Raw genomic sequence first — 12,740 nt, 5'->3', positions numbered from 1 at the left:
ACCAGTTAAGACCGCTATACTTGGCAATATTTCATATGATTAAATTGATGAGTTTTTAGACTTTGACCACTTCCGAATCTGACGTTTTCAGTTTACCTAACGAAGCCGATACTCACGATCATGATTATCACCAACTTGTGGTGGTGGTAGATGGTAATACCGACTTCGATATTGAAGGTAAAAGTAAGCAACTGCCTACTGGCGGTGGCTGTATTTTGCCGTCTGAAAACAGCCATGCTTTTGCCGGTCTAGGGGACAACCAGATTATGGTGGTTAACTTGCCCATTCCTCCGCAAAAAGCCATTACAGATGAAGAGTATGAAATTGTCTCGCGCCTGTTCGATCAAGCCGCTTACTTTCAGCTGAACCCTAGATTACAAATTTTAGCTTCCGCATTATCTGGGGAGTTACAACAATACCCAAATGATCCAATGCTAGCCCGCGCTTGCGGTAACACCTTGCTCAGCGCTATCCGCCATCAGCTGACCAATAATAAAGACGTTCGCGTGCGTGGCAACCATCTGGATATTTCAAAACTCGACCAATTTATTGAACTCAACTTATCCCGTCGTGTTCATATTAGTCAGCTCGCCAATTTTTGTTTTTTGAGCGTGAGTCAGTTTCACGAGCGCTTTAAAGAACGTACCGGCATGACACCTCATCAGTATTTAATGCGCAAACGCTTAGAGCGAGCTCAGAAATTATTAAGCGATGGTTTCCCCCCTATCCAAGTTGCTGAGATGTGTGGTTTTTCAAGCCAAAGTGCCATGACCAATGTCTTTTCTCAAACCTTGGGTATTACTCCGCTGCGCTATCAAAAACAGTTTCCTAAGCAGGACATCTGACTTTTTATAACAAACCTTTAATACCAAAACATCACAGAACCTCCAAACCAGTTACGCACCATTCGTAAGCATTTCGATCATTTTAGCGACTGTTTTTGCACAATTATCGAGCGGCTTGCACTATCTCCCCTTAAAATCGGATTTTCTTATAAAAAAAACCGACTTTTTCGAAAGACAGTTTCTACACTCTGTAACTAAAGTGTGTCCATTATCCGGACATGCAGTTTTTTGCAAATTAACAGTAAAAATAAACCGTTAATTGAAGTTCAAAAAGCTGTCATAAGCTCTATAACAACACACGGTCTAATCAATAAAAGCCCATCGGCTTTTCGATTTGTAGCGGGAGAATCCGACCATGTTTAAAGCAATTGAAGTATTACAACCCAACTTCATTCAGCGACCACTTAACGAATTGTGGCAGCTTATTTCTCCTCTTTACAATATGGATGAGGAAAAATGGTTAAACGAATTATTACCTTTAGCCAAGCCAACTGATGCGGCGCTAAAAACTTGCACGGATGCAGCTACACAATTGATCGAACAAGTGCGTAAAGACGATGACAGCATGTCTATGATCGACGCCTTGTTGCTAGAATACAGCCTAGATACAAAAGAAGGCATCTTGCTGATGTGTCTAGCTGAAGCGCTAATGCGAGTGCCAGATAAAGCCACTGCAGATGCCTTCATCAAAGATCGTTTAAGTGTTGCCGATTGGGCTTCTCACGCTAAAAACTCAGATTCTTTCTTTGTTAATGCCTCTACCTGGGGACTTTTGCTTACTGGCAAAATCGTCACTATGGATGAAAAACACGATGGCACGCCAGCAAACCTAGTAAACCGCATGGTTAACCGTGTTTCTGAGCCTGTAATTCGTAAAGCGATGAACCAAGCGATGAAAATCATGGGACACCAATTTGTCCTAGGTCGCAGCATCGAAGAAGCATTGTCACGTGGTAAAAGCTACCGCGACAAAGGCTACACCTACTCTTTCGACATGCTAGGTGAAGCGGCTCTAACAGCAGCTGACGCTGACAAATACCTAAAATCTTACGAGCAAGCGGTTGAATCCGTTGGCCGTGATACTTACACCAAAGGCTACCGCCCGACTATCTCTATCAAGCTTTCTGCACTACACCCGCGCTACGAAGTGGGCAGTGAAGAACGTGTTATGACAGAGCTGTTCGAAAGCGTAAAAGGTCTAATCACTAAAGCACGCGCCTTGAACGTCGGCATCACCATTGATGCAGAAGAAGCGGATCGCCTAGAACTATCTCTACAACTGTTCGAAAAACTTTACCGCGACGAAAGTGTTCAAGGTTGGGGTTTGTTCGGTTTGGTTATTCAGGCCTACTCAAAACGCGCATTGCCTGTTCTCGCTTGGCTAGCGGCTCTAGCAAAAGAGCAAGGCGACCGCATTCCAGTGCGTCTAGTAAAAGGTGCTTACTGGGATTCAGAAATCAAACTTTGCCAACAACGCGGCATTAATGGCTACCCGGTTTACACTCGTAAAGAAGCCACTGATACCTCTTACTTGGCCTGTGCACGCTTCCTATTGAGCGAACACACTCGTGCTAACATCTTCCCTCAATTTGCCAGCCACAATGCGCACACCATTGCGACTATTAGCTGCTTGGCACAAGAGCTAGGTGCAACCACACAAGAATACGAATTCCAACGCCTACACGGCATGGGTGATGCGCTATACAACAGCCTAATCAAAGGCAACGACATTTGTGTTCGTATCTACGCACCAGTTGGTAGTCACAAAGACTTGCTACCTTACTTGGTTCGTCGCTTGCTTGAAAACGGCGCGAACAGCTCTTTCGTTCACCGCCTGATCGATGCTCGTTGCCCAGTATCTGAATTGGTAGATCACCCTGTAACGACATTGGAAAGCCGTAAATCTCTGGCGAACCCAAACATCAAGTTGCCAATCGACATGTTTGCAGAGCGTAAAAACTCATTTGGTCCAAACATCGAAATCGCATCTGATTGGGGCCCTTTTAAAGCCAAAATTGATGCCTTCATGACACAAGACACTCAATGGCGTGCTTACCCATTGGTTGGTGGCGAAAAAGTTGAAACGGGTCAAACTCATACAGTTACTAGCCCATACGATCACAGCGAAACCGCTGGTCAAATCGACTGGGCGGACGCAGCAACCGTAACCAAAGCAATCGATCTAGCAGAAGCCGCTTACCCTGCGTGGTCTTCACGTCCAGCATCTGAGCGTGCGGATTGCCTAGACAAAACCGCTGACCTAATGGAAGAAAACTACGCTGAATTGATCGCACTTTGCCATCGTGAAGCGGGTAAAACCATCCAAGACAGTATTGATGAAGTTCGTGAAGCCGTGGATTTCTGCCGTTACTACGCGCAACAAGCTCGTACTAACTTCGCCGCACCTCACACCTTCACTAACTACCTAGGTCAGGAACAAAGCGTTCAAATGACAGGTCGTGGTGTGTTCACTTGTATCAGCCCATGGAACTTCCCATTGGCGATCTTCTCTGGTCAAGTGGTTGCCGCTCTAGTAGTTGGTAACACTGTGGTAGCGAAACCAGCGGAACAAACGAGCTTAATCGCGGTTCGTGCCATTGAAATGATGCACCAAGCGGGTGTTCCTACTGACGTACTTCACCTGCTTCCAGGTGACGGCGCAACAGTCGGTGCTCCAATCACCAGCGACAAGCGCATTGCTGGCTTGGCCTTCACAGGCTCAACTGGTACCGCTCAATTGATCAACCGCACACTAGCGGCTCGTGGTGTTGCACCAGTGCCTGTTATTGCAGAAACCGGTGGTCAGAATGCTATGTTAATCGACTCTACTTCTCTTCCTGAGCAGGTAGTTCGTGATGCAGTTCGTTCTGCCTTTGCTTCTGCTGGTCAGCGTTGTTCTGCACTTCGTGTTATGTTTGTTCAGGAAGACATCGCAGATCGCGTTATCCCAATGATTAAGGGTGCGATGCAAGAACAATCTGTTGGCTTACCTTACCTACACAGCACAGATGTTGGCCCAGTAATCGATAAAAAAGCCCAAACTATGCTGCTTGAGCACATTGAGCGTATGAAGGTAGAAGGCAAGTTGATCGGTGAAACAGCGCTTCCAGCGTTTGCAGATAAAGGCACTTATGTGGCACCTGCTGCGTTCGAAATTGCCAGCATCGATCAGCTAACAGATGAGAAATTCGGTCCTATCTTGCACGTGGTTCGCTACAAAGCAAAAGACCTAGATAAGATCATCGACACGATCAACAACTCAGGGTTCGGTTTGACCATGGGTGTTCACAGCCGTAATGAAACGACTTGTGCCCGTATCGCACGCCGCGCTCGCGTTGGTAACCTGTACATTAACCGTGACCAAGTAGGTGCCGTTGTTGGTGTTCAGCCATTCGGTGGCCAAGGTTTATCCGGCACAGGCCCTAAAGCGGGCGGTCCACATTATCTACAGCGCTTCGCTATTGAAAAGCAACTTTAAAGGCGAGCAGAGGAGACAAGGCAATGACAATCGTACAACCTGTTCAAATTCAAGTAGCAGACAAAGTATTTGAAGCGTGGGATTCTCTAGGTGTTCAAGGTCGTGACGAGCTATTAGCTCGCACCCTTACCCTATTCCCTGAAGCACAACGTAAAATGGCTGTTTGGCAAATCGCCAACGCTCAGCAAGAGATTGCTGACACATTAACAATGGAAGGGCCGACAGGAGAAAACAACGAGCTTTCTACCCAAGGTCGTGGTGCTTTCCTTTGTCTTTCAAATGACGAAAGTGACGCCGCAACTGTTGGTTTAGTTGGCCAAGTATTCGCCGCTTTAATCGCTGGTAACCCGGTTATCACCGTTGGCCTAAAAGGTCAGGAAATCATGGATAAGATTGCGACATCTGTTCCTGAAGGTGTGATCCAAAACATCGCTGAGTCTGCTTTAGATTCGATTGTTGAAGCAAACAATCTAGCAGGCATTGCCATCCTTTGTGATGATGCAGCGGCACAAGTATTGAACCAACGCTTAGCAGCAAAAAGCGGCTTGATCTGTCAGCTAGTCATTGAAAATGACAGCCAGAACTTAACCACTATTGCAGCACCGCATTACATTTTGCGCTTCGTAACAGAGCGCGCTATCTCTATCAACACCACAGCAATCGGCGGTAACGCCACCTTGCTTGAGCTTGGTAGTTTAGACGAGTAATGCAGCAGACTCAGAGACGCAGGTCTCTGAGTTAGTTTTTTATTCAATAGAGACCCTCCCTATTGAACAAATTTAACCCTCTTTGCTTCAAAGAGGGTTTTTTTTGTCTTTAAAAAAGTATCAAGCTAACTTTGGAGTGTAATCCCAGGCGACTCGTTGGCCGGTTTCTGCGGATTGCTCTGCTAGGCATAAGCCATAGATTAGTTGGCAAGCCTGCGCCATCGGCACTGGAGCCTTACCTTTGCCGATAATGGCATTGCCAAGCTGACGATAAAAAGCCGCGTAGTCGCCCTGTGTGGCAGGCTCTTGGAAGGTTTCTATGTCATTTTGAGTGTGGGCAACAAAACGGGTATTTCGCTGCTGTGCGGCCTGTGAGGGGAATTCAGACTGCCATGGCATTTGTCCAGCGCGTAATGCTTCTTCTTGAGGGTCTAAGCCCACACATTGCCAACTACCTTGGGTAAATCGCGCATTAAAACGACGCATCTCTCCTGCTTCAAACGGCGTTGATGCTAGGCGAATTCGCTGGCCATCATAACCCAGCTCCAGTTCGAACCAATCGTGGGTCTGGCTGCCTTCTCTTAAGCTATCAATGCTCGCATGCAGCCACTTCGGGGGCCCAAAAAGAAACAGTATTTGGTCAAGCAAATGCGGGGCAAGATCCCAAAAGATACCGGTTCCGACACCAGGTTCTTCGCGCCAGCGAGCTTGAGCAAGTGGTCGAAAACGATCAAATCGAGAATCTAGATGCTTTAATTCACCCAGTTCTGCGCCATCAATGAGGGCTTTCAAGCGCAGCAGGTCTCCATCAAAGCGGCGATTTTGATAGACACAAAATATTAAGCCTTGCTGTTGAGCTAAAGCACACAATGACTCTATTTGGCAGACACTCGTCACCGAAGGCTTTTCAAGCAACACATGCTTACCACTTTCTAATGCCTGTTTGGCTTGCGTAAAGTGCAACTCATTAGGGGTCGTAATCACCACTAAATCCACATCTGAGGCACTAAAAATCGCCTCTGCCGTCGACACCACCGTTACATCCGGCAGCACGGTTTTTACCTCATCAACTTTGGAGCTGCATACATACATCATCTCCATATCAGGATCATTGATCACAAACGGTGCGTGAAACACACGTCCTGATAAACCAAAGCCAACCAGCCCGACCCTAATGGTCATAGCACTCTCCTTTGTTTATTATTTTATCAACAGTCTACGGCTACAATACTTCCAGTTTAGCAAATGACAACACCAGCCATTTAGAGCCTTCATCGTCGAAGTTCACTTGCACACGAGCCTGTGGGCCTTGGCCTTCGTAGTTGATGACCAAGCCTTCCCCAAACACCGGGTGTCTTACTCTATCGCCCATACTGACGTTTACCTCTGGCGCTTTAAAATTGTTCAGCACCGTACTGTTTTGCAGGCGATTTTTCTCCGTTTGGTAATCTGGGCGTTGCATGGACACAGGTCGGCTCACTTGCGAACGCAGACGCACTTCTTCTAAACACTCTACTGGAATTTCTTTGATAAAGCGCGATGGGCTATTGAACGACTCGCTACCAAACAAACGGCGAGATTCCGCATAGGTGATATAGAGTTTTTCCATCGCACGGGTGATGCCCACATAACAAAGACGGCGCTCTTCTTCTAGACGGCCCGGTTCCTCAAAGGACATCTTGCTCGGGAAGAGGTTTTCTTCCACCCCAGTCAAGAACACCAGAGGGAACTCCAACCCCTTCGCTGAATGCAATGTCATCAGCTGCACCGCTTCTTGGTATTCATCCGCTTGCGCTTCACCCGCATCTAATACCGCTTTGTCCAAAAAGGCCATTAACGGTGAGCTAAACTCTTCGTCTTCGTCGCTCCAGCTAAAGCCGCCTGCAGCACCAACTAACTCTTTCAAGTTTTCAATGCGCGCTTCGCCCTTCTCACCTTTCTCTTTTTCATGGAAGGGAATTAGGCCCGCTTCTTCGATAATTTGTTCGAAGATGTCGTTTAAATTGAGGTCTGGTTGCTGAACCGTGGTATTTAAGCCTTCAATCAAATGTAAGAAAGACTTGATCGCGTTGGTTGCACGAGCGGGCATCAAGCTCTTCTCGACAATTATTTGCGCGGCTCGCCACATAGAGCAGCCTTCATCACGAGCCATTTCTCTCAAGGTGCCTATACTGCGCTCACCAATGCCACGAGGCGGCACATTAACCACACGTTCCATGGCACCATCGTCATTTGGATCAAGCGCTAAGCGTGCATAAGCCAAAGCGTTTTTGATTTCTAAGCGATCATAGAAGCGATGACCACCGTAAATACGATAGGCAATCTGTTCGCGCACCAAACATTCTTCCAGCACTCGAGACTGGGCGTTAGAGCGATATAAAATGGCCATATCGCTTAGCGACGTGCCTTTATCACGCCATTGCTTAATGATGCCAAGGATAAAGCGTGCTTCGTCTTGTTCATTGAATCCGGCATACAGTGAAATCGGATCCCCTTCGCCACTTTCCGTCCAAAGCTCTTTGCCGAGACGATCGTCGTTGTTTTTGATCAAGCCATTGGCGGCATTCAGAATGTGGCCCGTAGAGCGATAGTTTTGCTCCAGACGAATGGTTTGTACATCTTTGAAATGCTTAGTGAAGTTTTGGATATTCTCAATTTTCGCACCACGCCAGCCGTAGATCGATTGGTCATCATCACCCACTGCTGTAATAGTACCTTGATCACCAACCATGACTCTCAGCCAAGCATATTGAATGGTGTTGGTGTCTTGAAACTCATCCACCAGCACATGACGAAAACGCTCTTGGTAGTGACGAAGTAAAGGTGGATTGGTCAGCATTAACTCATGGGCACGTAACAACAGCTCACCAAAGTCCAGCAAGCCCGCATTTTCACAAGCCTCTTCATAATGATAGTAAAGCTCACGCATGCCCTTGGAGAAAGGGTCGTGACTGTCTGGTACATGAGCAGCACGTCGACCTTCGTCTTTTTGTGCGTTGATAAACCAACACACTTGCTTGGGCGGCCAGCGGGTATCGTCAATATTCATCGACTTCATGATACGTTTCACTAATCTCAGTTGATCATCACTGTCCATGATCTGGAAGTTTTCTTTCAAACCAGCATCACGCCAATGAGCGCGTAACAAACGATGGGCTAAACCATGGAAAGTTCCCACCCACATCCCTTGTGGTGGCACCCCCACTAGCTCTTCGATACGCCCTTGCATTTCGCGCGCAGCTTTATTGGTAAAGGTCACTGCCATCAGGCTATATGGCGACAATTCATAAGCATGCATTAGCCACGCAATGCGATGTACCAATACGCGAGTTTTACCGGATCCTGCCCCCGCTAGCACTAAGCTATTTTGCAGTGGTGCGGCCACCGCATCACGCTGTTTATCATTTAACGAGTCGAGGATAAAAGAAACGTCCATCACATTCCGCCGTAATTATTTAATATGTTTGTCATAAAAAAACGCAAAAATAGGTTGATTTTTGATCGATTTGAGTTTTTTATAAGCTTGAAAACGAGTTGTCTGTCTATTTTGACTTTTTTCAACAGTCGATGACAGTGATCTGTGCATTTCAGTGTCATCGAATTAGCCAAAGGGTATAGCGATGAACCATATTTCTGAAACTTTGACTGAAGTAAAAACTGACATCCTTCACGCCTCTATTAGTTTAGAGAAGGAAAAAAGTGAACGTAATCAAAAGGAAGACAGTGTACGTATGCTCAAAGCACGACGTGCCATTGAAAAATACATAGAAGAAAAACGCTTACACCAAGCTATTTCTGATGGTTGGGACGAATAAGCACTTTTTATTGCCTCACCATAGAGTAATCAATTAAGCAGCAGACACTCGCCTGCTGCTCAGACGCGCTGAGCTTTTCACCAGTGATCGTCTTTTTATCGCCAACACTTTTGCTTGGTAAGTGCTTTTTGTACACAAAAATTCACTAACTATTGATATAAAGCAACATAAAACACCTCGTAATTCTTCCTTCTTTGCTCCCTTTTTATAGCGGTTATCTCCGTGTTGGAGTACCATACGCCCTGATTTCTGATCTTTTAACCGATAATAAAAACAGCAAATAACCCTTTTGGGGAGTCACCATGTTTGAACATATCCAAGCTGCTCCTGCAGACCCTATTCTTGGTCTGAATGACGCTTTTCGCAACGATCTAAATCCTAATAAAATTAATTTAGGTGTGGGTGTATACAAGGACGAGCAAGGCGCCACGCCGATACTAAAATCTGTAAAACAAGCAGAAGAACGCCTGTTAAATCAAGAATTAACAAAGAGCTACTTAAGCATCGAAGGCGCACCAGCCTATCGACAAGCGGTACAAACACTTTTATTTGGTGAAGACCACAACATCATCACCAAACAACTTGCACAGACGGCCCATACACCTGGCGGTACTGGTGCACTGCGTATCGCGGCAGAATTCATTAAAAAACATTTGCCTGAAGCAACCATGTGGGTCAGTAACCCAACCTGGGCGAACCACCAAGCAGTTTTCCAATCTGTGGGTCTAGAAGTAGGCAGCTACGCGTATTACGACGCGAATACCAAAGGCTTAGATTTCGAAGCGCTACTGGCTAGCCTTTCTCAAGTACCAGCGGGCGACGTAGTTTTGTTCCATGGCTGCTGCCATAACCCAACAGGCATAGACCCAACACCTGAGCAGTGGTATCAATTAGCCAAGCTGTGCAGCAAACAAGGCTTCTTACCTCTGTTTGACTTTGCTTACCAAGGCTTTGGTGAAGGAATCGAAGAAGATGCGAAAGGCTTGCGCACCTTCCTGGAGCACGTTCCAGAGATGCTGATTGCAAACTCTTTCTCGAAGAATTTTGGCCTATATAATGAGCGCGTGGGTGCATTGACGATTGTCTGCGAAACAGCAGAACAAACCGAAGCAGCCTTCACTCAAGTAAAACGCTGTATTCGAACCAACTATTCGAACCCACCTTCCCATGGTTCGGCTATTGTGGCAGAGATCCTAAACAGCAAAGAGCTACGCAGCTTGTGGGAAATGGAACTGAAAAGTATGCGAACCCGTATCCATGAGATGCGCAGTTTGTTTGTTAATACGCTACGCACTAAAGGCGTGACACAGGACTTTTCATTCATCTCTAAACAACGCGGTATGTTCTCTTTTTCTGGTTTAACCCCAGATCAAGTCGCTCAGCTACGCAAAGACTTTGGTATCTATATTGTCGGTTCTGGCCGTATTAACGTCGCCGGCATGACCCATGAGAACATGGAACCTTTGTGTGATGCCATCGCCACGGTTCTAAAAGGCTAGCATTTCGTTTCGCCGTATAGGAAACAAAATACACACCTTTAAATGGCCACCTTAATGAGTTTAAGGTGGCCATTTTTTATGGCTATTCACCGCTAAAAATCACAACAAAGTACTGTTCAGTCGTGAGTCAGGCTGTTAGCCTTGAAGGCTTTCTTTAATTTATCTTTTGATGGAATCACCTATGACAGCCACGCTAATTTACTGTTATGACCCTATGTGCAGTTGGTGTTGGGGATTTCGCCCTACTTGGACCGCACTGCAAAAAAGCTTACAGCCTTTAATCGATACTAAGCAGCTCACCATTCAACCTTTATTAGGAGGCTTGGCCGCGGATTCTGATGTGCCTATGGCAGACGAGATGAAAGCAAAACTAGAGGGCACTTGGCAGCATATTAATGCTGCGCTTGGTACTGAGTTTAATTTTGATTTTTGGCGTAATACTCAGCCTCGCCGTTCGACTTACCCTGCTTGTCGAGCTTGTATGGTGGCGCGAGATTCAGACCTTGAAGATGAGATGTATCATGCGATCCAAGAAGCTTATTACCTGCAGGCGCAAAACCCATCAGACCTCAGCACACTCACCGCGTGTGCGGAACACATTGGCTTAAAGCCTGAAGGTTTTGAAAAAGCCATGGCGCATGTGAAAAAAGAAGGCTTACTAGAGCAAGAAATCAACCAAGCTCGTCACTTGGGGTTAAATTCATTTCCTTCTCTGGCCCTGATACTCGGGGACCATTTGACCCCTATTCCGCTAGACTACCAAGATCATACAAGCATGTTAGCGGCAATCAAAAAAGCACTTGCTTAGCCAAAATCGTGGTTAATCAAGTCTAGCATTGGGTTGTAAAGAGGGTTGGTAGCGGCATCATGCTGCTTTCTATCCTCTTTTGGCTCAGCTAAGGGGGCTTTTTCTAACGCATCTTGGGGTTCTGTCGCCTCTACTGTAGCTGTTGATATCGCGGCAGAATCCTCACTAACGAAAGCCGTTTCTGATTGATTCTCCTCTTTCAGCGACAAGCGTTCAGCCAGCTTCTTGGTTAATGGCTCTACATCGTCTAGCGTAACGTTAATAGCGATCCAATAATCCGCGTCTGGCTCATTGCTCATCAATTTACCAGGCACAATAACATGACGATAATTGGCCAACAGCGCCGTCATATCTTGCTCGTCCAAAGGTGTTTGTAACTTCATCCAAAGCCCCATTCCCCCTTTGCTTGCCGCAAAGCTGACTTGGCCTTTTAAACAGCTTTCTAAATGTGCTTTTATCCGCTCTGAGTTGGCCCAAACCTGACGCGACCGCCGTGCTAACGAGCGCTTACCCGTCGATAATAACGCGTCACTTAAGGCGTTTTGCTGCGCATCGCTTAATGCCATATCAATGGACAAAAACGCCCCTTCTAAAGCGCTCTGATGACGCCCAGGTAAACACCAGCTGGCAGAACGATTAACCCCTTTCGTTTCCACCCCTCCGATATAAACAATATGATCCGATGAATCCAATGATTTATAAGTCATTAGCGAGCCAGCCCGATGAGCTAGGTGCGAGCACAAATCCCACTCAATGGTTGGCAATTTCAGTTCATCAATAATAGCAAGCCAACGGCGCAAGCTTAAATTGCTAATGGCCAGGCCAGCCGGAAAAGCAAACTGCCCAGGAAGAATAAGCAATTTGATGTCATTTTCTTGCAAGCAACGAACCACTAGATCAAGGTCGACACCTCGATCTCCCGCTGCAATGCTAATCACGCGGCGTCCTAAGCTTTGTAAAGTTGATGATAATCGAGGATCACACGGCGTAATGACCAATACATTATCATCGCGTTGGGTTAACGCTTGAATCGATTGGGTTAATACCGTTAAGGGTGACTGGCCCAACCATAATTGCGATGCATGACTCTTAATACCTAAGCCTTTTAAATACTCACTCACCGTCTCACGAACGGTTAAATGGCCTTTTCCTAAGACAGGAATATCCACTTCTTCGGTGCGCCCAGATGACGCAAGGAAAGCATCACTTTGATCGACTAGGGCACCACGATGAGCAAGACAAGACCAGGCTGCTTTACTACCAGTAGAAGGCAGTTTGCGCATCGCCTCGCCTGCTAATAACAGTGCCGGTTTAACATCACTTCGATGGCAAACAAAGTAGCCCGATTTAGGCCGCGATTCTATCCAGCCTTCTGCCGCTAAAATCTCATAACCATGGATGACTGTGTTTAAACTCAGGCCAAGCTGCTTAGCCAATGTGCGTAGCGAGGGCATACGATCGCCAGCAACAATCGCTTCTTGTGAGACTTGATCCAAAAACCAATCTACTACCCCTTTGTATAAAAAATCCGCCACTGTTTTGTACCTTTTCTAGTTTGTCATCTAAGATCTGTTATCAAAGAGTAAGG

Annotated in this window: 9 protein-coding genes; 6 read left to right on the top strand and 3 right to left on the bottom strand. The window is 46.4% G+C overall.

Translation table 11 applies throughout. From position 1 onward, the window contains the following. Positions 1-62 precede the first annotated feature (62 nt). From DFP81_RS09745 to DFP81_RS09735, 3 genes are all read left to right on the top strand, one after another. A complete protein-coding gene (locus tag DFP81_RS09745) occupies positions 63-845 on the top strand; it encodes a helix-turn-helix domain-containing protein (RefSeq protein WP_115897578.1) in 783 nt (260 codons plus the stop codon). Between the two features lie 355 nt (positions 846-1,200). Next, positions 1,201-4,323 carry a bifunctional proline dehydrogenase/L-glutamate gamma-semialdehyde dehydrogenase PutA gene (gene putA, locus DFP81_RS09740; RefSeq protein WP_115897577.1) on the top strand — a complete coding sequence of 1,041 codons (3,123 nt, stop codon included), beginning with the start codon at positions 1,201-1,203 and terminating at the stop codon, positions 4,321-4,323. Between the two features lie 23 nt (positions 4,324-4,346). Further along, positions 4,347-5,030: a 1-pyrroline-5-carboxylate dehydrogenase gene (locus DFP81_RS09735; protein WP_115897576.1), complete on the top strand. Its 684-nt coding sequence runs from the start codon at positions 4,347-4,349 to the stop codon at positions 5,028-5,030. A gap of 120 nt (positions 5,031-5,150) precedes the next feature. Here the strand turns inward: DFP81_RS09735 and DFP81_RS09730 are convergent, their stop codons facing one another. Together DFP81_RS09730 and uvrD are read right to left on the bottom strand one after the other, a co-directional pair. After that, on the bottom strand, positions 5,151-6,212 hold the full coding sequence (locus DFP81_RS09730) for a Gfo/Idh/MocA family oxidoreductase (RefSeq protein WP_115897575.1): 1,062 nt from the start codon (positions 6,210-6,212) through the stop codon (positions 5,151-5,153). A gap of 40 nt (positions 6,213-6,252) precedes the next feature. After that, complete coding sequence (gene uvrD, locus DFP81_RS09725) at positions 6,253-8,466, bottom strand: DNA helicase II (protein ID WP_115897574.1); 2,214 nt, start codon at positions 8,464-8,466, stop codon at positions 6,253-6,255. A gap of 184 nt (positions 8,467-8,650) precedes the next feature. Between uvrD and DFP81_RS09720 the strand changes: the two genes are divergently transcribed. From DFP81_RS09720 to DFP81_RS09710, 3 genes are all read left to right on the top strand, one after another. Further along, positions 8,651-8,845, top strand: coding sequence for a PA3496 family putative envelope integrity protein (locus DFP81_RS09720; RefSeq protein ID WP_115897573.1), 195 nt, complete (start codon positions 8,651-8,653; stop codon positions 8,843-8,845). Positions 8,846-9,147: 302 nt separating this feature from the next. After that, on the top strand, positions 9,148-10,344 hold the full coding sequence (locus DFP81_RS09715; RefSeq protein WP_115897572.1) for an amino acid aminotransferase: 1,197 nt from the start codon (positions 9,148-9,150) through the stop codon (positions 10,342-10,344). Positions 10,345-10,525: 181 nt separating this feature from the next. After that, positions 10,526-11,152 carry a DsbA family protein gene (locus DFP81_RS09710; protein WP_115897571.1) on the top strand — a complete coding sequence of 209 codons (627 nt, stop codon included), beginning with the start codon at positions 10,526-10,528 and terminating at the stop codon, positions 11,150-11,152. On the opposite strand, the gene DFP81_RS09705 is transcribed toward DFP81_RS09710, so the two are convergent. Next, positions 11,149-12,687, bottom strand: coding sequence for a GntR family transcriptional regulator (locus DFP81_RS09705; protein WP_115897570.1), 1,539 nt, complete (start codon positions 12,685-12,687; stop codon positions 11,149-11,151). The two genes, DFP81_RS09710 and DFP81_RS09705, sit on opposite strands and share 4 nt — an antisense overlap. Between the last annotated feature and the right edge of the window lie 53 nt (positions 12,688-12,740).

It is taken from the genome of Marinomonas pollencensis, from assembly GCF_003387375.1.
Taxonomy (GTDB): domain Bacteria; phylum Pseudomonadota; class Gammaproteobacteria; order Pseudomonadales; family Marinomonadaceae; genus Marinomonas; species Marinomonas pollencensis.
The sequence above is the reverse complement of the archived record's forward strand: the minus strand, read 5'-3'. Positions and strand labels throughout refer to the sequence as shown.

Excerpts from the sequence above, each read along its gene's own strand:
- putA (WP_115897577.1), top strand. The coding sequence starts at position 1,201 with ATGTTTAAAGCAATTGAAGTATTACAACCCAACTTCATTCAGCGACCA.
- DFP81_RS09735 (WP_115897576.1), top strand. The coding sequence starts at position 4,347 with ATGACAATCGTACAACCTGTTCAAATTCAAGTAGCAGACAAAGTATTT.
- DFP81_RS09730 (WP_115897575.1), bottom strand. The coding sequence starts at position 6,212 with ATGACCATTAGGGTCGGGCTGGTTGGCTTTGGTTTATCAGGACGTGTG.
- uvrD (WP_115897574.1), bottom strand. The coding sequence starts at position 8,466 with ATGGACGTTTCTTTTATCCTCGACTCGTTAAATGATAAACAGCGTGAT.
- DFP81_RS09720 (WP_115897573.1), top strand. The coding sequence starts at position 8,651 with ATGAACCATATTTCTGAAACTTTGACTGAAGTAAAAACTGACATCCTT.
- DFP81_RS09715 (WP_115897572.1), top strand. The coding sequence starts at position 9,148 with ATGTTTGAACATATCCAAGCTGCTCCTGCAGACCCTATTCTTGGTCTG.
- DFP81_RS09710 (WP_115897571.1), top strand. The coding sequence starts at position 10,526 with ATGACAGCCACGCTAATTTACTGTTATGACCCTATGTGCAGTTGGTGT.